Here is a 24622-nt window from a genome sequence, read left to right on the forward strand (position 1 = left end):
ATATGAAAAAAGAATTAGCAGCTGGCTGTGTCTTTTTATCGTTCATGTTGCCATCTACAGCTTTTGCAGCTGACTTTAGCAAGCTTTACGTATTTGGTGATAGTTTATCTGATACAGGCAATATTTACAAAGCTACAAATCAAGCTTATCCACCAAGTTCAAATTACGATCCAACCCAGCCTGGTCCTTATAATCCCAGTCAACCTTACTATAATGGACACTTTTCTAACGGCCCTATATGGGTGGAATATTTAGGCAACGAACTCGGTTTAAAACCTACATTGTACACTGATTTAACCACAACTCCACCTACCCAAGGTATAAACTTCGCCTTTGGTGGTGCTTCAACGGGTATAGATAATGCTGTCTTTCCTAATCAAGGCTTACCTGGAGTCTTATCGCAAGTTGGATTATTTACTAAACCTTACTTAGATAACAATCAAAAACTTGACCCCAATGCACTCTATACTGTGTGGGCTGGAGCTAATGACTTTCTATTTCTAGATGATAAAGATGCAGCAACACCTGTCAATAATATTTCTCAAGCTTTGGGCCTACTAGCACAAGCTGGTGCTAAAAATATTCTTGTATTTAATCTGCCAAATTTAGGAGCGCTACCAGCAGCCAAGAATGGTAGAGACCCCATAACTCTTGAACAATCAACTACTGCATTTAATACAGGTTTAGCAACAACTATTGCTGCCCTCGATAAAAATTACGATCTCAATATCGTCTCATTTGATGCCTATTCTTTATTTGATGAAGTTATCCATAATCCATCAATATATGGTTTTAATGATGTCACAAACCCTTGCCTAACAAGGCTAGATGTTTGTCAACAAGATCCCAGCAAGTTTTTATTCTGGGATGATGTACATCCTACTACTTTTGCTCACAAGTTGATAGCCGATAAAGCATTGCAGGCTATCAAAGCGCAGGAGGTTCCCGAATCTTCAACAACTTTAGGAATGTTGACGCTTGGTGCTTTGGGTTTAGTAGCAATGCGTAAGCGCCAACAACAAAAATTGCACGTTACTCTAAAAAATCGGGTTCTTGACGCACAATCATCTCGTATAAAGGTTGAAAGCTAAACCAACCTAAATTAGTTGACCCTACTTGAGTATGTGCTATCTCGGCATACTCATGTTTAATTGGACTAGGTTTGCCAGCCGCTTCAGCTAACAATTGGGCTTGGCAAGACCGTTCCATTGTAATAAACCACCAAGCAGCTTCGTCAACCGATTGACCAACTGTTAATAAACCGTGGTTTTTGAGAATGATGGCTTTGTTTTTGCCCAGAGTTTGGGCAATAAGCTGTCCTTCTTTGGGGTCAAGCACTACACCTGTATAATCTGCAAATAGACTATGGTCTTGGTAGAAAGCACAAGCATCTTGAGTTAGGGGGTCAAGAAGGCGACCTAGGCTAGACCAACTTTTGCCATAAATAGAATGAGCATGAGCCGCAGCTACCACCTCAGGTCTAGCTGCATGAATTTGGGAATGAATCGCAAAAGCAGCCCGATTTACTAAGCGATCGCCTATAATAACCTCACCTTCTTGATTGACTAAAATTAAGTCACTAACTCGGATTAAACCAAAGTGCATCCCAAAAGGATTCACCCAAAAGTGTTCTGGTGTTTCCGGGTCGCGTGCTGTAATATGACCAGCAATCCCTTCATCGAAACCATAGCGAGAAAATAAACGCAATGCGGCTGTTAATCTCTGTTTACGGTGCAGACGTTCCTCTTCCAAAGATGTAAAACTTGGAGGCTGGTGCGCATTTGGCTTTTGTACAGGTATTGCTTGCATAATATTTTGAGATTGTGTGATGGTAAATACATATATTTATACTCATTGTCATTGAATGTCGGATTACGATCAGCTATTTAAAATTATTGAAGAATTGGTGATGCTCCATTCACCTAGTGGTGTAGAAGCAGAGATTAATCAATTTTTGCTACAGGAGTTTGCCGCTTTGGGTGTAGAAGTTTGGAGCGATCGCGCTGACAATATTATTGCTAAAATTCCTGGAAAAGATTCTAGTAAAGCGATCGCGATTACTGCACACAAAGATGAAATTGGCGCAATTGTCAAAAATATTGGTGAAGACGGACGTGTAGAAGTTCGCAAACTAGGCGGTGCTTTTCCTTGGGTATATGGTGAAGGCGTGGTGGACTTATTAGGAGACAACAAAACCATCAGTGGTATTCTCAGCTTTGGTTCTCGCCACGTTTCCCACGAATCACCGCAAAAAGTTCAGCAAGAAGACACACCTGTAAAATGGGAAAATGCCTGGATTGAAACTAAACTTACCACCGCTGAACTAGAAGCCGCAGGTATTCGTCCGGGAACGAGAATGGTAGTGGGTAAGCACCGTAAACGTCCCATTCGCCTCAACAATCACATTGCTAGTTACACTTTAGACAACAAAGCTTCCGTAGCTATTCTTTTAGCCTTAGCCCAAAGAGTAAAGCAACCAGCCTGTGATGTTTACCTAGTAGCATCAGCCAAAGAAGAAGTCGGAGCCATTGGCGCACTATTTTTTACCCAAAACCAAAGTTTAGATGCTTTGATTGCTTTAGAAATTTGTCCCCTCTCACCAGAATACCCCATTGAAGATGGCGAAAGCCCTGTGTTGCTTTGCCAAGATGCTTACGGTATCTATGATGAAGCCTTAAATGGGCAATTGTGTCGTTGTGCCAAGCAACTAGATATAAATTTACAACTAACTATTCTCAGCAGTTTTGGCAGCGATGCTTCCATTGCCATGAAATTTGGTCATGTGGGACGCGCCGCTTGTTTGGCCTTTCCCACACAAAACACCCACGGTTACGAAATTGCCCATTTAGGTGCGATCGCTAACTGTATTAATCTATTAACAGCCTTTTGTAAAACCACAACAGCATAAAGCCGATGACGGGATTTGAACCCGTGGCCTGCTGATTACGAATCAGCTGCTCTACCACTGAGCCACATCGGCATACACGAAAAGAAATTATAGCATTATTTATATATGGTAGAACAAAATCCTAAAACCCGCCTGAGTAAACAACAGTATGCCCGCTTAAAAGCAGAGATAAACACTCCTTACCGGGGTTTGCGGCAATTTATTTACATCGGTGTTGGTGCTTCTAGTTTCATTGGTGCATTCGTCTTCTTTTTTCGCGTCCTGGCTGGTAGAGATATTGACAGCAGCCTACCGAATTTAATGTTGCAATTAGGTCTTGTAGCTTTGATAGTTTTTCTGTGGCGTTGGGAGCAACGTCGATAGTAAGAAACAAAGTGCTGCTAAATTCCCGCAAATAAAGAGTGAAGTACACAATTGAGTTCTCAGAAGTTAGGCGGAGAGTCTATTTTCCCTCCTGAATTCTGCTATAACTTTTTTGCGTCAATCTTTAGAGCAACGGTGAAGTAGTATTAGGTGCTATGAGGCTTTAATATATCTTCATATAATTTAAATAACTTTATGTATTGACATAATTCGCAACATAAAGAGAGAAAACATAAAAAAAATATTAGGAATTCAGGAAAATGAAAAATTTCTGAGAAACTGGAAATTGTTCAAACGGAGTCAGCCAATATAAAGACTCTGACTATAAATACATACATTCAATGGGGTCAACTATTTTTAAAGACCCTTACTTTAAGAAAACTTGTACTATAAAAAGTGCCAAGACTAGCAACTAGCTTGGCACTTTTCATTTTATTACCAGAGAACTACTTAGGACTTACGCACAAAGATTATCTGTGGAGATTGGGTGTAAGGGTATGGGGTGTAAGGATTTTGAATCAGTACACCTCTATACCCCTGAACCCCTACACCCTCGCTAAAACCCTTGATTTTTCGTTTTGATGCGTAAGTCCTATTACTGAACAGTCACTAAATATGGAGAGGTAATTGGTTGAGCGCGTCCCGCATTAACTAGGGCTTGGTAAACAAAAGCCGCTACTTCGGCTCTAGTTGCTTGACGATTTGGCTCTAGCTGCTTAACTGTAGGATAGTTAATTACTAATTGCCTAGAGGTAGCAGCTGCAACTGGGGCTGTCGCATAGTTAGGAATTTGGGCAGCATCATTATAAAAACTCAGCACATTCTCAGTAGCAGCAGTTAAACCTAAACCATTTGCTAAAGCCACCAGTGCTTGTACTCGCGGAATTTGTTGCTGTGGTTTAAACGTACCATCGGGATAGCCGGAGACAAACTGGCTTTGATAAGCAGATTTAATTGCCGTAGCCGCCCAAAAATTGCTCGGTACATCTTTAAAAGAAATAGCCGCACGTTTATTTGTGGGGTTTAAAGCTTTGGTGACAATGGTAGCAAATTGGGCGCGAGTTACAGGGTCATTAGGCTTAAATGTACCATCAGGAAAGCCAGCAATAATTTGTTGTGAGGCTAACGCTTCGATGTAAGTTTTTGCCCAATAACCTGTGGGTACATCTTTAAAGGCAGTCGCGCCACCTGTTGGTGGTTCAACTACTGCGGCCACAAAATCTACTTGTCCAAAGATTTTTTTCTGATCAACATCATTACCAACAGCAACTATGGTAGTGGTCTTAGTGGCGTTATTGACATCGTAGCGAGTGTTACCGCGGATGAGATTACCGCCAGGACTTTCATTTGTTCCCAAGTCAGGTTGAGCAGAGGTAATGGCGACGACTCCATCTCGCTTGTTACTCTGAATCACATTTTTCCGCAGTACGGGTTTAGCAGAATCAGAGATAAATAAACCATCTTGATTTTGAATGATTTGGTTGCCTTCGACTAACGTTGTAGAAGTTCCGCCGATCGCTAAACCAAAACCTGTATCTTGGAATAAGTTATTTCGCACTTCACCTTGAGCGGCTTTGGTAAGAGAAATCCCATTACCTTTATTTTGGATAAAGACATTACCCTCGATTTTGGGACTACTTGTACCTGTAACAAAAACGCCCTCTCTACCATTGTTGGTAAAAGTGCTGTTTTGAATAGTGGGATTAGTAGATTCAACCCAAATCCCAGTACCGCGTTGTGTCGGGTTAGTAACAGTAATACCTGCGATCGTGGTATTGTTGTCAGCCAAGATAGTAATTTCTTGTCTGGCAAAAGTCCGACTGGTGTAGAATCCTGAACCTGTAATCACCACTCCTTGGCCTTTTGTGGCTTCATCACCTTGTAGTGTTACGCCTGATTTCAGCAACAGAGGGAATGTTTCACCGGACTCTTGGTTGTAATTTCCCGGAGCCAGCCGAATAGTTGTACCTGGTTGAGCTTGAGTCAGTGCAAAGGCAATAGTTTTATAAGGTGCGGTTGCGCTAGTACCAGCAGTAGGATTATCTTGTCCTGTTGCTGGGTTGACGTAAACCACGTTAGCTGTAGCCGGAGCTTGCGCCACCACATTTGGCGCAGCACCAGCATTGGCTGTACTAGTCAACAACGTCGAACCAGTAGCAGCAACTAACAAAGCTGTCAGTCCGACTCCCAAGGATAAAGTAAATCCGAGGTTCTTTCTAGAAAGAGAGTATATATTTTTTGTGGAAGAAAAATGAAAACCTTGATGTTTCATTTTTGTGTCTGTGATGTACTGAATTATAGTTGGTCAAAAAAGGGCAAATGTGACAGCTATGTAACTGCCCAACCCAAGCAAAACTATAACGGATGACTAGCAAATAATCAGCGAAGTTTCGCAATCAGATACGTAAATAAACAATTGCGCCGAGAATTTCCGGAATTTTTCTTCTGGGAACTTCCAGAAATTCAATTATTTGACCATCAAAGATAGTGGACAAGAATCTTTTTCTTGGCTCACGCCAGTTCCTGCAAGGGAACCCAAGCAACGCAATGGCTCCCCCTAGAGGTACTTTGACTTATTCTTGCCTATCCTGGTGTGCGATCGCTATATTTGTAACGACTGTGTATCGCAATCAGCTTTGATTTGTCAACTTATTTGTGAAAGTAACGAACAAAAACAGAAAGTGTACTGAGTTTTTTCAATCAAATCAGAGTCCTGTATAGTTGCAAAACTCACATAACATTAAATTTTCAAAATATAGGCATCTAATTTGCTTATTGAAATTAATTGCTGAGGGAAGCAATAAGTAAAAAGGAATAAAGGTACACTGAGTTTTTCCCAAATCAAATATGAGTTCTATATATTCCATCTTGATCAGGATTGAGTATATGTTAGGAACTTACAGAAAATATCCAATTTTAGAGAGTGTATTTTTCTTGTTCTCCCTGCTCAATGTCTACACACTCTACGGTCTGTGTATGTGTAAGCCTTAACGCGCCAAAAGCTTTGCTTGACAAGTGTTACGCATTAATCTAACACTTGCTACTACGTGTATTTCCAAAATCCAATAAGTGTCCTATAGGCAAACTTTATCAGTATTGAGTATATATTAATTCCTCGGGTTAGACTTGCCATTAGCTGTTATTTGTGTCTCACAAAAATTGCCGCATCAAAGCAGATGAACATAGCAGTCTAAGTAGGTTTTATCAACAATGCTACTACTTAGGTTCTCAGCTTATTTGAAATAACAAACACAATTGCATATGCCAACTTTATTATCAGAAAACCAAGGCTGGGAGAAACTAAATTACCAGATTACACAAATATTGAGCAATCATAATATTTTTTAATTAAAAGTGCTAATATAAAACCAGTTCTCTCTCTAGCATTAGCCACAACAATGAAAAAGTTTGCATTCACGAATGCTGAACATCTCAAAGCATTTGTGAACGGGAATGCTTTTGATTGTAGCAATGCGATCGCAGCGCTCCATTAATTTCAGATTTGGCTGTTACTGTTTTTGCCATCCTCACAAAAATTCACAGACTCATGTGAGAGATGCACTCAACAAGTGATAAAATGTGGTGTTTTTACCCCAAAAGAGCCAAGTAGTTAGCCAAACTGGTGCTGAACTACCTCATTGAAAAGCACAAACCAGCTAAACATAGGTAATTTTGGATAATTACTAACTAAAAGTTTACAAAAAGCAGTAAATTTGTGAATGATAGTTTAGTTAACCCCTGCGGTCATCGGGAAGCTGTTCTGAAGAAAACTTCTCTAAACCTAGACGAAGTTTGAGAGTTGGAGTAGTAATAGGTAAAATCAGCCACTAGTCTATTGGTACAATTCATTGCTACCAAAAAAAGGCTACGGCTATGAGATTGCCATTGCTTTACCTAAAATCTAAGTTAAGTCCAAGCATTGACATCTAGCGATCGCGTCCGTAACTAACTTAATTTAGTATAAAAACCTGACCAGTATAATCTCAGTATCAATCGCTTTGATACTTAAATCCGAATTTATATTGAAAATCAGGTCGGATGAAGACAGCCCAAGGGTAAAGCCAGATGTATCACACATCAATAACTATATTCAGATAGGAGTAGGAAAAATCTAAAATAGATATTAAATTGGAAAAAACAACGACCATCGACAACCATCAGTCCATTTTATTTTCGCCAAAGCGTCGCCAGGTTGTTACCAGTGCTGAAACAAGATTACATGCAAGTTTCTCAGGATCAGCCTAATTATTTTGAGGCTCCTCTCCAGTTATTGTTATTTGTTGATGGACGGCCTAAGTCTCGCCAACAAGTACAGCGCATCCGTGCTTACTTAAAAGAATTGCAGGCTGAGTATAAATTTGAACTTCAAATTATCGATGTCGGTCAACAACCATATCTGGCAGAACATTTTAAATTAGTTGCTACACCAGCTTTAATCAAAATCCATCCCGAACCACGACAAGTGCTTGCGGGAAGCAATATCATTGCTCAGTTAAAGAACTGGTGGCCACGTTGGCAAACTGCTGTCGATGCGTACTTAAAATTACAAGAAGATTTTCAAGAGCGTATAGATGATAACGGTCGAGTTTCGCCAGCTAAATCAACAATTACGTCTGTAGCTGTTTCTGCGGAACTAATTAGACTCTCAGACGAAATTTTTAACTTGAAGCAAGAAAAAGAGAAGCTGCAAGAACAGTTGCAATTTAAAGATAGAGTCATTGCGATGTTAGCCCATGACTTGCGTAACCCACTGACAGCAGCAGCCATCGCTATTGAGACTTTACAAGCAAATTACAATTCGGAAACTGGTGAATTTCAGCGATTAAAACCGACAATGACGGCGCACTTGCTCAAGCAAGCTCGGACTCAAACCAAGATAATTGATCGGTTAATTGCTGACCTTTTGCAGGTAGGGCGAGGTAGTGATAAAGAATTTCCCATTGTACCGCAAAGAATTGACCTAGGACAACTCTGCTTAGAAGTACTAGAGGAATTAGGCGATCGTTACCTAGCTAAATCCCAAATCCTCGAAACAGATATTCCCAAAGACTTACCCAGCGTCTATGCTGATCCAGAACGCATCCGCCAAGTTATAGTCAATTTATTAGACAATGCAATTAAATATACCCCAGCAGGTGGCAAAATTAGCGTAGCTGGATTACATCGCACCACCCAAAAAGTTCAATTCAGTGTAGGCGACACTGGGCCTGGTATTCCCCTAGAAAGTCGTGACCTGATTTTTGAAAATCACTTCCGCCTTCAACGAGACGAAGCTACAGAAGGATATGGTATTGGTCTTTGTTTGTGTCAACGGATTATTCGCGCGCATTACGGTCAAATTTGGGTAGATTCTAATACAACTGGCGGTGCGTGGTTTCACTTTACCTTACCTGTGTACCCCTTTTAATTACCTCAAAATAATTCGATTCCGTCCTTCCGCTTTAGCTCTGTACAGTGCCTTATCTGCTGCCACAATTAAATCCGAAGGTGAAGACTCCCAAGTTGGAACCAAAGTTGCTACTCCCAGACTCAAGGTAACATAGTCACTGATAGCCGAAGCATCATGAACAATGTGTAAATTTTGTACCCCAGTTTGCATCGCTGTGGCCACATAAAACGCGCCAGAAGCATGAGTATTGGGCATAATTACAGCAAATTCTTCTCCACCATAACGTGCTACCAAATCGTGATGCTTTTGTGCGTTCTTGCTTAAAACAGCACCAACTTTTTGTAAGCACACATCTCCAGCTGGGTGGCCGTACCTATCATTATAAAATTTAAAATAATCAATATCACATAAAATCAACGACAATGGACATCCTTCTTGAGCTAAATTGATCCATTGAGCATTCAGATATTCATCAAAACGGCGGCGGTTAGCAAGACCAGTTAAACCATCCACATTAGCAAGTTGTTGCAAAGCTAAGTTAGCTGCTTCTAATTGTTTGTAGACTTGAGCCTGTTGTAACAGACGACGTAAACGTTGGCGTAAAACTGCCCAATGAATTGGTTTGGTAACATAATCAGATGCCCCTGCTTCAAAAGCGCGGTCTACAGACTCTGCATCATCCAAACTAGTGATCATCAATATTGGTGTACGTCCCCATAGCTTAGAAATGACCGTGCTACCTGAAGCAGAGTCTGTATCTAAATTAGCGAGCGCTGACATCAAATTATTTCGAGCAATTTGTAGTAACTGTTTACAACAAGTAAAACCATCCATTACAGGCATGATTGCATCTAGCAGCACTATATCTGGCTTAACAGTTTCATAAGCATCTAAACACTGCTTGCCATCTGTGACCTCAACCACTCGATAGCCTTCCTGTTCCATAGCTTCACGCAACAACACGCGGATGGTCTTATCATCATCAGCCACCAGAATTACCGGAGGTTGTTTAGAAAGAGAAAATGGGCTTATGCCAGACATGAATTGCGTTCCACTGAAAATAAGATTATCGGGGACGGTAAGAAAGAGAAAGTTTTGATTGCACAACCAAAATTTTTAAAAGTAAGTTTTTGTGACGGTATACACAAGCTTACTCAAGGTATATGAAATAATCAGCATGAATTTAAGCAATTGACTGGTATTGACAAGTTGGAAAAATTTAAGATTATTTGACTGTTGAAAAACTGGCTATTGATGTGGCGATCGCTTAAGAATTTGCTTAAGCTAAGAATTGGCAGTATCAAACTACTTGACGGCACAATCCAATTTTGTAAGACCACCGAGCATTCAATCAGCCACAACCTAACGAATTGGAGATAATTACGTTCCATAGCAATCTACTGAAAAGCCGACAGCAATGTTGAGTTGCTTAGGTTTAATTTTGAGAGAAAATCTTATGTTTATCTTTCCCTAGCGATCAACTGTAATTACTATTTTTGGTAAAACTTCAAATTTATACCACAATTATTTTGTAATTACGTGACTTTAGACACATCCCCAGTAGCTTCTCAACCACAATCAAATCGTCCTCAAAACCTAACTAAGACTCAACTTGAGAATTGCTAGATACCCAAATATTTACCTCTTGGATGCACATTTGTTTCTGTGTCATTAGAGAAAAATTACATAAATTCCATGAGGCTAATATCAAGCTATGTAAGAAACTTGATTCTTGAGATCCTGTGGAGATGGAAAACTCCGTAAAATTTCTTATCAAAAAATTAAACCCTAATATTTACTCAAATAAAATAAGTATATACTGCTAATAAATATTGATTTTCGTCTTAAACTAAAATATATCAAGGTTAAATTTCATTAAAGTTACTTATTGTCAAATTTCTCTCTTTAATTTAAAAATACCCTCAAAATAAATCAACAAAAATCATCAAATGCCCGACTATTTAATGTATCAGCAAGATAACTTTGTGGTTTTAGAAACCAATCAGCCAGAGCAGTTTTTGACAGCATCAGAGTTATTAGAAAAGTTACAGCAAGTTTTACAAGGAATTAATCGAGAGGATTTACCCCCAGAATTGCAAAAGATTGATTCTGTGGCCAGTCAAGCCCAATATTTAATTGACACCAGCTGCGAGTTAGATGTTGGCACTGGACAATACTTGCAGTGGTATGCAGTGAGATTAGAAAAATAACTAGGCATTGCTGATTAGTGGGATGTTTTTTGTTTCGCGCAAAGGCGCAAAGGCGCGAAGAATCAATATTTTATTTTTGTTAAACATCTCAATTCATCCCGCATTTATGCAACGCCAAAAACTATTCTCGTGGTTGATATTTAAGTACTGCTAAGTCAATAGTCAATTATCAATATTTACTAGCATTGACCAAGCCCCTTCGGGGCGGGAATAGGGACTAGGGGAAGAATTTAGCCCCGAATTTTGGGTAAAGCACCATTATTTATTTATGAAAGAAATAAAAACATTTTTTTCTTGCACTACGTACAAGAAAAAATACGTCCTTATACAAATCCCCTAATTTGAATTATGGGGATTTCCCTATTGCCTGTTGCCCGTTCCCTGTTCCCTTTTAAGATTGACAATTGATTATTGAATAGTAATTAACGCTAACTCAATCTTTTCTTCGGCTGGCTGAGTGATTTTAATCTCCACTCCCGGGCCAAAATAGCTCGTCATTTTTTCTTGTTTTTCTTGCCAAGTACTAATCGGGATTAAAGGTGAATCGAATTCTAAAACTAAGGTATAAGCTCCATTCGTTTCTTCTTCTCGCAAACCTGTGACTATTGGTCGTTCTTCATCTGAGGGACTAAGACCCAAATAAGAAAGTGCAGTGTCTAGGTGAGCATCTTGACCGTAACAATATCGCGTAATGTCTTTGCGAATTTTATTTTGAGTGACTGTCGCTTGTTGCTCACGCAGCGACAATAGTTGTGCAGATGTAACGCGACTAAAAGGTATAGGTTGAAGTTCATTGGCTTTGAGAGCCAAGCCTCCCAACAATAAAGGAAAGCCGTAAAAAAAACCTACAAGATTTAAAGTTGCATTATTAGCAGCATAGGCTATGAAACCAACAATGGTTAAGATGCTACCAACAGTTAAACCTAAAGTTCCCAAAGAGATTTGGCGTAACATGAGCTGAAGATAATATTTATTAACACATTAGTTTATTATCATCGGCTATGTGTGACAGATTAGGGAAGACCAAGCCGTTAAAACTTAGTTTTGTTGTTTATATGATGTCCAATAAATAAGTGATAATTTTGGAGACTATACATGATAAAATTTTATATTTTAGATTTTGCGGAAAGTTGAGCTAGTGCCTTGGGCGGATTCTCCGACTTGGGCAAACTTTCCCAGACGATTGAGAAAGGTTTGATTGGCAAGCTTTTGGGTAATCAATTTGTCGTTCGTGCCGCGTGCTGGCTCTTGTGCTTCCTCTGCGGTTGAATGATTAGTCTTTAACTGAGCAAGATATTACTCATAACTTACAGCATTTTCTAGTCTCTAGTCCCTAGTCTTTCTCCCTTGAAAGATGTACTGCACCAAACTGAGAAACGCTGTATGTAATTGAAAAGCTAGACAAATATTTCCTAGTTGACAAAGCTTCACTAATTTTTGCGTTAACTTTAAACTGGGAAATATTTCACCATGAGAAAACAACAATGGATCTACAAACTATCAAAGAAAGAATTGCCGTTGTTCAAAGTAAACGCGATTATCTTTTAAGCCTGCTAGAACAGCCAAACTTAGGTACTCTAAGAATTGATGTCAATCAAGCTTTAGAAGAACTAGACGATTTAATTGATGAATATCAACGTACTATTCCCGAAACAGGTAGTAATTAAAAAAGAGACTAGGGGCTAGAGGTTAGGGCTAGCAAAGAGTATTTTTTACTCGCCACTGTGTTAGCCTTTAGCCTCTAAACCCTAATTTGAACAAGGTTAAAATAAACATTCCCAAGCTTCCAGAACTGAGCCAAACCTACGCTAACCTGCAATAACTTTGCTGCTGTATTTATCTGGTCATACCGCTATTTCCCACACGATGCCCTAATTGTCTAACCAAAGCAATCAGTTCATTGGTTGGGACATCTTTCTTACAAAAATCATCAAAGTTAGCCATTCCCATTGCTCCTGGAGAATTAGCTTCTTCGACTGAAGAGTAGGCCAGTATTTGAGTATGTGGAGAAATAGCCTTGATTTGGCTAGAGGCACTCCAACCATCCATAATTGGCATCTGTAAATCTAGCACAATCACATCGGGTTGGTAGCGTTTCACCATTTCTACTGCTTCTTGACCATTGCTTGCCAAGCCAACAACTTGAATATTTTCTTGGCAAGAAAAAGCTAATTGCAGAGTCAAGCGAGTTAGTTCGTGGTCATCAACCACGAGAACGCGTAACGAAGAAGACTCACAGGAGAGCATTAACATTCAAGGGAAATCAAATTAATGACAATATTGTCTATAGTTTATGAGAGCCAGTACCGACGATTACTCTATCTAATGGTTGAATAACGGTGCTTGACTCGACAAATTCATCTAGACAAAATATTACGCCATTAAAGTTTGCTAAAAAAACACAATTTTTTCCTAGTAATCAGTGTATGAATGAGGTTTTTGAGTATCAAGCAAATTGATGGCTACACCTGTAGAACGTAGTGCCATATTCATAAATGTTATTTGTGAATTAGCTTCAGGGCAATCATCACCAGGACGGCGTTGAATATAAGTACCATCAGCTTGCAATTCCCAAGCTTGACGATTATCTGCTAGCATAATTCCCAGAATTTCTTGCAAATCTTTAGCGATATCTTGGTCTTGAATTGGCGTAATTACTTCGACGCGGCGATCTAAATTGCGGCGCATCCAATCTGCACTACCAATATAGATTTCCTCTTGACTATTATTGTAGAAATAAAAGATACGAGAATGTTCTAAAAACCGACCAACAATGCTGATTACACGAATATTTTCACTGATGTCTTTTAGTCCTGGACGCAAACAGCAAATTCCGCGAATAATGAGGTCAATTTCTACGCCAGCGCGGGAAGCTTCGTACAAAGTGGCAATGATTTGTGGGTCAACAAGGGAATTCATTTTGGCAACAATTCGTCCAGAAAATCCATTCTGAACATTTTCGATTTCGCGCCTAATTAAAGACAAAAAGCGATCGCGCATATTTACAGGCGCGATTAATAATTCTCGGTAGGATTTCTGCCGTGAATATCCAGTTAAAAAATTAAACAAATCTGTAATATCAGCACCTAATTCTTCACGGCAACTAAACAAGCCTAAATCGGTATATAGTCTTGCAGTTTTTGGATTGTAATTTCCTGTGCCGATATGTACATAGCGACGCATCCTATCTTTTTCTCGGCGCACTACCATGACAGTTTTGCAATGGGTTTTTAAGCCGACTAACCCATAGACAACGTGAACTCCTACCCGTTCTAAACGTCTTGCCCAGTAAATATTATTTTCTTCATCAAATCGGGCTTTTAATTCTACTAATACTGATACCTGCTTACCATTTTCTGCTGCTGCAATTAGGGCGTTGACTATCGGTGAATCTCCGGAAGTCCGGTAAAGGGTCATTTTGATCGCTAGTACATTCGGGTCATGGGCTGCATGGGTAATAAAACGTACTACTGTGGATGAAAAAGATTGATAGGGATGGTGTACTAATAAATCTTTTTCCCGAATTACTGCAAAAAAGTCATTGCCTTCTTCCATTTCCATCACATCTGCATCTATATTCGGTTCGCGCAACCTTTGGAGACGTGGTGGGACAACTGACTGACGTGGTGGATCTTTCAGTTCGGGCAAAGGTAAAGCCATGAAATACATTAAATCTCGCAGACCCAACAAACCATCGACTTCATAAACATCGCTGTCTGTTAAATCTAAATCTTGTAACAATCGTAAACGAATCGGTTCTGGTGTTTGGGATTGAATTTCGATTCTGACGGGACTACCACCGATGCGACGTTTACGAAGTTCTTGTTCAATCGCTAACAATAAATCATCTGCTTCATCTTCTTCTAATGCTAGGTCAGCATCACGGGTAATGCGGAAAGGATGATATTCTTGGATATTCATCCCGGGAAATAAAGCATCTAAATTATGAGCGATCGCTTGTTCTAAAGGTACACCTGTCCAGTTAGCTGGTTGTCCATTTTCTTGAATACCTAACTCTGGTGGTAAAGGCAAAAATCGCGGTAGCACACTAGGAACTTTGACTCTGGCAAAAAATTCTTCATCGGTATCTGGGTTTTTGACCACAACTGCCAAATTCAGGCTGAGGTTAGAAATGTAGGGAAAAGGATGGCTAGGGTCAACAGCCAAAGGCGTTAAGACGGGAAAGATTTGTTCTTCAAAATAATTATCTAAATAAGTGCGCTGTTTCTGATTTAAATTAATATAATCCAGCAAATGAATTTTGTTCTGGGCCAGTAATGGACGTAAGACTTCTTCAAAATGTTGATGCTGTTTGACTACTTGCGGGCTAAGGCTGGAACGAATATCGTCTAATTGTTGTTGCGGGGTACGGCCATCGGGGGTTAACTGAGTAACTTTTGCTTCTACCTGTTGCTTTAAAGCTGCAACCCGTACCATAAAAAATTCATCTAGATTAGAACTGAAGATAGCTAAAAATTTCAGCCTTTCTAACAGTGGTGTGCGTGAGTCACAAGCTTCGTGCAGCACTTTGTGATTAAATTCCAGCCAGCTTAACTCTCGATTGAGATAGTATTGTGGATCGCTCAGATTGATGGGATTGGCGCTCTTTTTAGATTTTGGCATGACTATCTGCGGGTAGCCAGAAGTAACCCACATGACTGAAGAACAATAAACATAGTAGTGGAAATCGGCGATAGACGAGAAGCGGCTTTTGGATAAAAGTTACATTGCCAGGACTTACTCATGAAAACGAAAATCAAGGGTTTGGAGAAGGGGGTAAGGGTGTAGGGGTGTAGGGGTGTATGTATCCAAAACCCCTTAACCCCGTCTCCACAGACAATCTTTGTGCGTAAGTCCTATTTATTTTTCTTGAACTTCCTTAGCAGCTGCCGCGATTGGCAGACGTAGATTTTGGTCGTAGACAAACTCTTTACTAATAGCTACATCTAGTTTAGGCAAAGTAATGCTGTTATTAATACCCTCTTGGTTAGGAACTTGTAAAGTATACTTACCCGCAGCCACTCCATCTAGACGATAAAGACCAAATTGGTCGGTCATCGCCGATACGACGGGTGCGCCAGCAGAATTGACAAGTTCTACTCGCACATCTGACATTGGTTTTCCTGCTACATCTGTAATTCTGCCAGCTAGACCATATTCTGGTCTCACCGGAAAATCTAAACGAGTGATGGCGGAGCCAGCAACTTCCGCTACGGCTGTTGTTTTGACAGTGGAAAGCTCAACAGCAAGGTTTTGTGGATCGATTTGAACCACATAAACTCCTTCTTTTAGTCCACCAATGAAGAAGTTACCTTTATTGTCTGTTTTTGCCCCGCTGACTCGATTGTTGCGGCTATCCAGAACTTGGATATAGGCTCCACCTAAATCAAAGTCTTTGTTGGCTCCTTCTATCACAATACGACCCGCGATCGCACCTCGGTCTTGTCCTACACTATAAGAGTTTGCCGGAGCAATTGCCCCACCTGCAAAAGATAAATCTGATACTAATAATACAGTTAGGCGATCGTCTCCGAATCCGCCTAAAATACTTCTAGCTCTAGAAGGAATGCTTTGATATTCTGCCCTAGCAAACAAGCCAGGAAGCACCTGCATACTAGCACCTACAACTGGCCCAACATCACCATTACTGTAAGCAAGTCCTACATTCCAACTCAAACTACTCAAATTGCGAGAATTATAATTTAACCTGGCGGAGTAACGAGGAGCTAAATCACCGCCAAATTCACCACCAAAAGATAACTGATAACTTTGGTTGAGGCTATAGGTTAAGTCTGAAGTATATATATCACCCAAGGTATTAAATGCTAATCTAGTTGAACTATTGGGGTAATAGTAGCTACTAAATAAATATCGCCCATCTAGGTCTGGTCTACCCCTGAAAGATAAATGACGCATCGGATTGAGAGAAAAGGTAGGCAAAATATAGTTAGCCCTGTCATTTTCATCTTGGCGGTAGCGAGCAATAAATCCTAGTTGAAAATCATTACTAAATTTATAACTTGTCTCTAAGCTATGGTTATAGCGATCGCGTGATTGATTATCTGATTTATAGCCTGTAGGAAATAACTCAGAATTACCCAGAATTTCTAACTTACCAAAATTGACATCTAAATTAGTTGTATAGCCAACTTGACCACGAGATGTGCCAACGCTAGTAGCTAAAATTGCCGGATTTGCAAATCGCCAAATAAAGCCTGCTTGTGTCTGTAAAGTACCAGGAATTGCTTGCACAGAACCTTCAAAAGTTAAGTTATCAGAAAGTCCTTGACGCAATTGATAAAAACCAACTAACTTACCTGATTCTGAACTTGAATTTTCAAACAAAGAATCTTGAACTAAATTACCACTTATACCCAAACCACCTAACTGTACATTACCTCCTGCTGCTAACAACAAATCAGAAGCATTAATCCGTAAAGAGCGAATTTCACTAGGAACACTTAGGTTATTGCGATCAAAAATTAATAATTCGATGTCATTATTATTTCCAGTGGGTAAATTGACATCAACAAACTCATATATTCCATTCAGTCCTACCTGTTGTTGAGCAATGATGACTCCACTGACTCTTAGCTGTACAAAACTTGCTGATGGGACTTGACCTCGAAAGGTTTGTAAAGGTCGAGAGCGTCTAGGTAAAAGTTCAGCAGCACTATACTGTTGCCCAAATCTATCAGCAGGTAAATTACTATAACCAATTTGTGCGCCTGTAAAATTCATCCCATTCAGTAGGGGATGCAAACCAATCTGTTGTCTACCGATTTGATAGCGGACTTGATTGCTACGTTTATAGAAAAAATATTCAGAAATATCAGGTTGATTAACGAAATTATTATTAAATCTAACTCGCCAACTTCCGCCTGCTAGTCTTCCTCCTAAAAGAGTCGAACTCCGTAAGTTTGTATCTCCAGAAGAGTTGGTAATTTGTAATTCTTGTCTGAAACTAGATAGCCCACTTATGGGTGGGAGAAATTCAGGCTGTAATGCAGCAGCTTGCTGTGGCGATTCATCTCCACCCCGCCGCCAAGGTACATCAACAATTAATGCTAAATTGGCAGCATTTAACTTTAATAATGTGGATAATTTCTCTTTGAGAGTAGCTTCACTAATATAAATTATACCATCAATTTGTTTCAGATTATTTGCAGCTATATCCACAACTCCCAAAGGTGTTTTTAATTTAGCAACACCATCAATAATTTCAACAGTAAAACCAGTAATATCTGCAAAGTCTTCTAAGGGAACTAAAACTAAATCATTATCAATACGAATATCTAAACTATCAACCTCAGTATTATTAATAATTACCCCAACTAGGAATTTTCCATCCTTAGATTTGAGATTTTGTGTTAGAACTGATGAATCTTTATCTTCAGGTTTAGAGCTATTATTACTTTCTTCTAGCTTAATATCATTATTGGATTTGATGCTTGTTTCTGAAGAAGATTCTGGCTTATTAGTAATATCTTCTACTGATTGAGCTTTAATTTTGGGAACCACTGCAACTTTTGTGCTAATTAATTCTTCAGTAGTTGGATTAATATTTTTTATAAATAATGGATGCTCCCAAATTTTGTAATCTTTCCAATTCAGAGATTCTGCTAAAATTGGCAACTCTGGATCGGCAGAATTACCAGTCAAGAATTCAACTAAAAATTCTGCTTGGTTACTAAGACTAGCTACCTGTAATTTTGCTCGATAATTATCTAAATTATATCCTGTAAATGATATAGCATTACCACCATTGATATCAATGGTGGTAGTTGTTTGTGGCTGCTTAATCAGACTTTGTTGTTGATTAGCTAAATGTTGATAATTAACATTTGCTTGCGGATAAGTAACAACGGTAGATGGTGTAGGTGGTAGAACTGGATACAGCATATTTAATTAAGCAGAAAATTTACCTGAGATTAGATGGTGATACCAAATTGAAATAAATCGTAATTTTTGGAGATTTATGTAACAGTCTGGTACTCATCAATTGCAATCTTGAATCTTAATTTCCAACTTTCAATTTGGTAAGCGTAAACTTAAAATTTACGGTCTAGTAAATTTGACAACAAATAAATTCAGGCGCAGCAAAACCTCAACTCCGCCTGAGAAGTTACCCGACAATTCGTTAAAGCTCTCAATTTGCACATTTTCAAACCCTGGTATGGTAAGGCTTTGAGAGATATTAGAAAAATGTGCTTGTTTCATATTTTGCGGGAGCGTTAATCGCGCCCGTGGGAGGCTCACATCTTGCACTAGAGAATAAAATTACAGTGAATTTTACATATATAAATCCTTTCTGCACAGACTGGAGATGTTAGACTTAGACTTCCAGACATTTGAAATTCTGCTGCAAGATGTGAGGAAGCTATTTTTTCTCAACAGAATTTCTCGGATTTTGAGAAGTGGCAGTAGCTTCGGGAACAATGAAGGGAATACCTTGATCTATTTTTATTCCATTTAACTCACCATTAACATCTAAGATGTATTTTCCAGGTACTAATTTTTGAGTAATTGGTAATTGCAAACGACGACGAGTATTTGGTAGCACGGGTAATAAGGGTAAAGTTCCCGCATCTAATAAATTTTCTGGCAGTTTTTTTCCGGGTTTGTCTAAGTTTTCTATGGGTTTTGTCGCATTGGCTCCTGGATATTTAGAAGCAGGCCAAATAGCATATTGACCTTTTAAGCGGACATAACCATTACCTTGACTGGAAATATCAAATAAGGCTGTGACATTATTTGGTTTAGTGTCTACAGAAATGGAATTAAGTACACCAACTCGTTTAATGTCTCCAACATAGGCATAGACAACAACACCTATACGTCCTACTGAGCGCACATTGCTCACTTTCTGATTAGTTGCAGGAACTTCTTGAAAATAAATCACAGCCCGGTGTTCACCAGGTTGAGGTTGCACTTTAGGACGAATAGCAAAACGTACAGTTTGAGTGCTGCGCCCAGGAATAGTAAATTGAGATGGAGAAAAAACAACCCACTGATCTAACGAATCTTCTGTAGGGGGAACCTCCAAAAGTTTGTTGTTTTCATCCATCTTCCAAGTCTGCACATAAGCTTTGAGTTCGACAGGTTCAGAAGACAAATTGAGGACGCGAATTACTTGTGTACCCGTTTTACGACTAATTTTGACTTCCATTCGGGATGGACTAACACCAAGACTGATAGCGTTGGCACTGGGTATAACTAAAGCAAATGCCCCGATTAAACTTAAGGCTAAAGTTGTGGCTTTACGAAACATTGCAATCAATTTCTCACCTTTATGTACTCCTGTTGAAGGGAGTATTTCTAACGTCGATTTACTGTTACGGTTAAAACCCCACCGTATCCACCTGCAATTTCTGTATTTGCCAAATCAAATTGCAAGCGCACACCCCCCTGAACTAAAGCTGTATTAGTGCTTTCATCGCGGGAGATTTCGATAATCGGTAACGGTTCAACAACAACGCGCATTGTCTGTTCAAAACGTTCATCGCTGTTAAAGCGATTGTTTTGTCCATTCACTGATTTAATTTCATAAGTGGCATACAGCGAACCCACTTGGTCTAAAGGAACCCGCATTTGCCAAAGTCCTGGTAATTCGCGGGTAATTAGCGTATTAAGCTGAGGACTAGCTAGTAAGCTTTGCTGGCTTGTCACCGTTTCACTGACGGGAGCAGGTACAATTTCCCCTAGCTGTTGGGGAGGAACGACCACTTGTTGTGGCGTTGAAAGCTGATAAATTTGTGTTGGCTCTTTCAATTGTAAAGATTGAGCCATTGCTTGGGGCTGTGGCCAAACCAGAAGTGCCACTAGCATACCCAAGCAATATTTAAGATGATGTTGGGGGCTATTTGCCTGATTGCTGACCATTTGACCGCATCTTTCTCAAAATTCTGGCTAATATACACTGTTCTCTTGTAGTGAGAAAGGCATCCGCCTGAGCTGAATATGACAGCAGGCAAGATGCCTACACAGTAATTTTGAGCTACGGAGCTACTGCTTGAACGTTAATAACACCTCCAGTGTAATTACCAACTGCATTGGCTTGAGTCAAGTCAAACTCTATATCTGCACCACCAACATAAGGTGTAACTAAACCAGGCGCAGTAGTTGGATCAGTACCAATTTTATTGACAGTTAAAATACTTGCACTTGCACCACTAGGGCCATTAAGCGTAGCGGTAGTGGCTGACAATGTGACATTAACACCACCATTAGGATTGTTAGACCACACTGCGAATAACTCAGGCACTGTTTTTGTGATACTGCTCACACTTGCGAATGGAGAGGTTGTATCAATCGTGTCAGTGACAGCCCCAGTTGTCGTGGCACCACCACTGTTATCTTTTCCAACTCCACTTACTATTGTTCCTGGCGTTCCTACTAAATCATCTCCAGTAATAGCCAAAGAAATTGTTCCAAAAGTTCTTAAGTAGAGAACTTCTGGCACAGTAATTTGAACATTCACATCTTGGTTAGTTGATAACTGCGCGTGAGCTGGTGCTGAAAACAAAGAGCTACCGACAACGGCAGTACCAGCAGCAACAATAATGGCTAGGACGTTATTTTTCATGATTAAAATTTGCTCCTCACTGTATTTGAGTTAACTTAGTTACTTGTGAATTTCCCTGCTTTGACATTTGGGTATCCAACCTTATTTTTGTGAATTAGTGTTTCAGGTTGATTTCCCTATATTTCGAGAGTTGTTTGAGATATACGGTAATTACTTAAAACCCTGTAAACATCACCTCCTTTTATAAAACCCACAATTCTGTTCCATTTGTCCCGTTAGTGGCTGTAAAGAACAGTTGCGTACCAACGGCAGTCAGATGGGCAGGGTTAGCATCTCCGCTTCCAGAGTTAATGTTGCTTAACCTACGCGTACCTGAGGCTGTGCCGTCACTGATCCATATTTCTCTACCATTTGTAGGTTCAGAAGCTACAAAATAGAGCGTGCCATTGAAATTAACGAGACTATCGGGAATACTGTTATTTGGGTCTGCACCAGACCAAATATCTTTAACTAGAACTGTCCCGGCATCAGTGCCATCACTCTTCCATAGTTCTAGTCCTGTGCTGCTGTCGTAAGTTGTGAAGTAAATAATATTACCCACAGCAGTCATACCAAGTGGCCCAAAACCAATATTTGGTGCTACATTTAGGTCACTCTTCACCCTACCTACGCCATTACTATCAATCTTCCAGAGTTCCTGCTGGAAGTTACTATTACTATCTGTAACAAAATATAAGGTAGTACCTGCAACTGTCAGTTCGCTTGGGCCAAAACCACTTGAACCTGGAGTAATGTTTTGTACAAGGGTTGTTCCGCCTGCTGTACCGTCACTCTTCCATAATTCAATGCCATTCGTACCATCATTGGCAGTGAAGTAGAGGTTGTTATTAAAAATGGTCAGTTGGCTGGGATCGGAGCTTGCACCGCCACCTCTAATGTCTTTAACAAGAGTTGTGCCGGCGGCTGTGCCATTGCTTGTCCACAATTCAACACCGTTAGCACCATCATTGGCAGTGAAATAAAGTTGGTTGTTAAAGGCAATGAAATTACTGGGGTTTGAATTTGCGGAACCTGAATTAATATCTTTAACTAGACTGACTGTTGTGCCATCATAAACCCACAGTTCATTGCCATTAGTACCATTATTCGCACTGAAGAAAACTTTGTTATTGAGTACTGTAAAATTGTCAGGATCAGAATTAGCAGAGCCAGGATTGATATTACTTACTGGTGTGGCTGTAGTGCCATTGTAAACCCATAGTTCTCTACCGTTGACACCATCATTGGCACTAAAGAGTAACTTATTACCAAAAACTGTTAAATTATTTGGGTTAAAGTTACCAGGATTAATATTAGTGACTCTGGTTGTACCTGCTACTGTGCCATCACTCTTCCACAGTTGGATACCACTAACACCATCATTGCCAGTAAAGTACAACGTGTTACCCAAAGCCGTTAAATTTGTCGGGTTGGAACTAGCTACACCAGATGCAATTTCCAGCATCTGGCTTTGAATTTCGGCAGATAAACTCAAATTGTAGAAAGTCTCAGCCGTGTTAATGGCTCTAACACGAAGATAATAAGTACCAGCTAGCAAAGTGGTGTTAATATTCTCGCTAGCATTTCCTGTCTGGGAAGCACTTTGCACTATAGTGCCAGCACTGTTGTACAAATCTACATCGGCATTATCAGAGAGTCCACTGAGGGTAAGACTGAAAGTACTTCTATTGGTAACGTTAAAACTGTAAAAGTCGGTAGTGTCGATATTGCCAACAAAATCGTTAAAAGTCTGAAGACTATTGAGTGTACCAATATTTTTAGCAGTGGCTCGTGTGTTTGGTGCGATGTCTGGGCCAATAGCTGAAGCAGAAACGCTAAGTTCGTAGTTGGTGGCGGCTCCAGAAGCAGGATATACATATATATAGTATGTACCTGCATTCAAGCTGCGTCGGATAGTATCTGTAGTAGTACCTGTCAAAATAGAATTAACTATTGAACTGCCACTACTGTTAAGTAGCTGGACATCTGCGTTTCCGGTTGCAGGTGTTAAGCTCAGGTCAATAAGGGCGCTGGATGTTAAATCGAAGCGGTAATAATCTTGAGTATCAACACTATTTACATAGTCTGTAAACCTTGCAGGTGTGGAGGTTAAAGTGTTGATGTTAAGAGCCTGCGCCAGAGTGTTTCCTGCGTTATCTGCGGGGTCTGGATTAAAGGCAAGTTGTAAGTTGTAATTAGTTGAACTTGTTGTTGTACCAGGAAACACTCGAACGTAGTAAGTACCACTAGCAAGACTAGTACTAATCGAATCTGGAGTAATATCTAGTTGAAGAGAATCGGTAATTTTTGTGCCTGAACTATTGAGCAATTCAACATTGGCATCACCATCTAGATTATTGAGATTCAAGCTGAATGTGCCATTACCATTGACACTAAATGAGTAGTAATCATTGCTATCAATAATTACACCTCTATTGCCAACATAGTCAGTCGTGGAGTAGTTAGTTAAAGTGCCAATACTAAATGCTTGTGCTATTTGGTCGTCACTAGCTCTATTTGCAGTAATTTGATTAGCTGAAAAACTCAGATTATAACTAGTGCTAGTACCACTAACAGAGCCAACACGAGCGTAGTAAATACCTGAATTAAGACTACGCGTGATTAATTCTGGTGTTGTACCACTAGAGTTGGAAGTTTGAAGCGTATTACCAAGTTCGTCATAAAGTGTTAAAATTGCGTTATCAGTTAAGCCATATAAGTTCAACCTAACTACACTAGCAGGATCGCTGCTACTAGCACCAATACGAAATTTGAAAAAATCACTCGTATCAGTACTGCTAACAGAGTCCTGAAAAATGTTTGGGGTGCTGCTGAGAGAGCCATTAATATACGATGCAGATGTAGTATCTAAAGCTGTACTTCTGCTACTTCCTGGATCTGGAAATCCTGAATAAGGTGATGGCATAGTTTTTAAACTAAAACTTCAGCGATGATGAAAATGGCAAATTACTGATGGGAATTTAAAAAATATGTAAATAATCAGTCACAATTTCTTGTTATTGCCGATGAACGCGCTAATTGATTTTATGAAGCTATCAGTTGCAAAATGAGTATTATTTATGCACTAATAAAAAGGTTTTCATAACTGCTCGAATTCTTGACAGGCAGGAATCATCCAAAAATCACCAAAAATTCTAATTGATAGAACCGCCAAGTCCCAAATCAAC

At 39.7% G+C, this 24622-nt stretch carries 17 protein-coding genes and 1 tRNA gene; 6 read left to right on the plus strand and 12 right to left on the minus strand.

Annotated features, from left to right (window positions below; all coding sequences use genetic code 11):
- Nucleotides 1–2 precede the first annotated feature (2 nt).
- Nucleotides 3–1091 (plus strand): SGNH/GDSL hydrolase family protein, encoded by a 1089-nt coding sequence (locus H6G69_RS17665; protein WP_190689912.1) that lies wholly within the window; start codon nucleotides 3–5, stop codon nucleotides 1089–1091.
- Here the strand turns inward: H6G69_RS17665 and H6G69_RS17670 are convergent.
- Nucleotides 1033–1809, minus strand: a complete 777-nt coding sequence (locus tag H6G69_RS17670) for a class II aldolase/adducin family protein (RefSeq protein WP_190689915.1) — start codon at nucleotides 1807–1809, stop codon at nucleotides 1033–1035. The two genes, H6G69_RS17665 and H6G69_RS17670, sit on opposite strands and share 59 nt — an antisense overlap.
- A 55-nt stretch (nucleotides 1810–1864) precedes the next feature.
- On the opposite strand from H6G69_RS17670, the gene H6G69_RS17675 reads away from it, so the two are divergent.
- On the plus strand, nucleotides 1865–2908 hold the full coding sequence (locus H6G69_RS17675) for a M42 family metallopeptidase (RefSeq protein WP_190689917.1): 1044 nt from the start codon (nucleotides 1865–1867) through the stop codon (nucleotides 2906–2908).
- Here H6G69_RS17675 and H6G69_RS17680 read toward each other — a convergent pair.
- A tRNA-Thr gene (locus H6G69_RS17680) sits at nucleotides 2909–2980 on the minus strand. It lies immediately after the preceding gene.
- A gap of 33 nt (nucleotides 2981–3013) precedes the next feature.
- On the opposite strand from H6G69_RS17680, the gene H6G69_RS17685 reads away from it, so the two are divergent.
- Complete coding sequence (locus tag H6G69_RS17685) at nucleotides 3014–3271, plus strand: DUF3493 domain-containing protein (protein WP_190689920.1); 258 nt, start codon at nucleotides 3014–3016, stop codon at nucleotides 3269–3271.
- Nucleotides 3272–3866: 595 nt separating this feature from the next.
- On the opposite strand, the gene H6G69_RS17690 is transcribed toward H6G69_RS17685, so the two are convergent.
- Complete coding sequence (locus H6G69_RS17690; protein ID WP_190689923.1) at nucleotides 3867–5543, minus strand: DUF1565 domain-containing protein; 1677 nt, start codon at nucleotides 5541–5543, stop codon at nucleotides 3867–3869.
- A 1929-nt stretch (nucleotides 5544–7472) separates the two neighbouring features.
- Here H6G69_RS17690 and H6G69_RS17695 point away from each other — a divergent pair.
- Nucleotides 7473–8678, plus strand: coding sequence for a histidine kinase (locus H6G69_RS17695; protein WP_190689925.1), 1206 nt, complete (start codon nucleotides 7473–7475; stop codon nucleotides 8676–8678).
- On the opposite strand, the gene H6G69_RS17700 is transcribed toward H6G69_RS17695, so the two are convergent.
- Entirely contained in the window at nucleotides 8679–9701 is a 1023-nt protein-coding gene (locus H6G69_RS17700) for a PleD family two-component system response regulator (protein WP_190689928.1), read from the minus strand.
- Between the two features lie 908 nt (nucleotides 9702–10609).
- On the opposite strand from H6G69_RS17700, the gene H6G69_RS17705 reads away from it, so the two are divergent.
- The gene (locus tag H6G69_RS17705) at nucleotides 10610–10870 is read left to right on the plus strand and encodes a chlororespiratory reduction protein 7 (RefSeq protein ID WP_190689931.1); all 261 of its coding nucleotides are present in this window, start codon (nucleotides 10610–10612) and stop codon (nucleotides 10868–10870) included.
- 408 nt (nucleotides 10871–11278) lie between these two features.
- On the opposite strand, the gene H6G69_RS17710 is transcribed toward H6G69_RS17705, so the two are convergent.
- Nucleotides 11279–11824, minus strand: a complete 546-nt coding sequence (locus tag H6G69_RS17710; RefSeq protein WP_190689934.1) for a DUF2854 domain-containing protein — start codon at nucleotides 11822–11824, stop codon at nucleotides 11279–11281.
- A 530-nt stretch (nucleotides 11825–12354) separates the two neighbouring features.
- Between H6G69_RS17710 and H6G69_RS17715 the strand changes: the two genes are divergently transcribed.
- A complete protein-coding gene (locus H6G69_RS17715) occupies nucleotides 12355–12537 on the plus strand; it encodes a hypothetical protein (protein ID WP_190689937.1) in 183 nt (60 codons plus the stop codon).
- A gap of 169 nt (nucleotides 12538–12706) precedes the next feature.
- Here H6G69_RS17715 and H6G69_RS17720 read toward each other — a convergent pair whose 3' ends face one another.
- The 7 genes from H6G69_RS17720 to H6G69_RS17750 form a co-directional block, all read right to left on the minus strand.
- Nucleotides 12707–13123, minus strand: coding sequence for a response regulator transcription factor (locus H6G69_RS17720; protein WP_190689940.1), 417 nt, complete (start codon nucleotides 13121–13123; stop codon nucleotides 12707–12709).
- Between the two features lie 159 nt (nucleotides 13124–13282).
- Nucleotides 13283–15493 (minus strand): polyphosphate kinase 1, encoded by a 2211-nt coding sequence (gene ppk1 / locus H6G69_RS17725; RefSeq protein WP_190689943.1) that lies wholly within the window; start codon nucleotides 15491–15493, stop codon nucleotides 13283–13285.
- A 237-nt stretch (nucleotides 15494–15730) separates the two neighbouring features.
- Nucleotides 15731–18772 (minus strand): carboxypeptidase regulatory-like domain-containing protein, encoded by a 3042-nt coding sequence (locus tag H6G69_RS17730; protein WP_190689946.1) that lies wholly within the window; start codon nucleotides 18770–18772, stop codon nucleotides 15731–15733.
- A gap of 478 nt (nucleotides 18773–19250) precedes the next feature.
- On the minus strand, nucleotides 19251–20141 hold the full coding sequence (locus H6G69_RS17735) for a molecular chaperone (RefSeq protein WP_190689949.1): 891 nt from the start codon (nucleotides 20139–20141) through the stop codon (nucleotides 19251–19253).
- A 47-nt stretch (nucleotides 20142–20188) separates the two neighbouring features.
- Entirely contained in the window at nucleotides 20189–20752 is a 564-nt protein-coding gene (locus H6G69_RS17740; RefSeq protein WP_190689952.1) for a hypothetical protein, read from the minus strand.
- A 115-nt stretch (nucleotides 20753–20867) separates the two neighbouring features.
- Nucleotides 20868–21455 (minus strand): hypothetical protein, encoded by a 588-nt coding sequence (locus tag H6G69_RS17745; RefSeq protein ID WP_190689955.1) that lies wholly within the window; start codon nucleotides 21453–21455, stop codon nucleotides 20868–20870.
- Nucleotides 21456–21636: 181 nt separating this feature from the next.
- A complete protein-coding gene (locus H6G69_RS17750) occupies nucleotides 21637–24360 on the minus strand; it encodes an ELWxxDGT repeat protein (RefSeq protein ID WP_190689958.1) in 2724 nt (907 codons plus the stop codon).
- Nucleotides 24361–24622 lie beyond the last annotated feature (262 nt).

Origin of the sequence: Nostoc sp. FACHB-110, from assembly GCF_014697425.1 — a bacterium.
Classification (GTDB): Bacteria; Cyanobacteriota; Cyanobacteriia; order Cyanobacteriales; family Nostocaceae; genus Nostoc_B.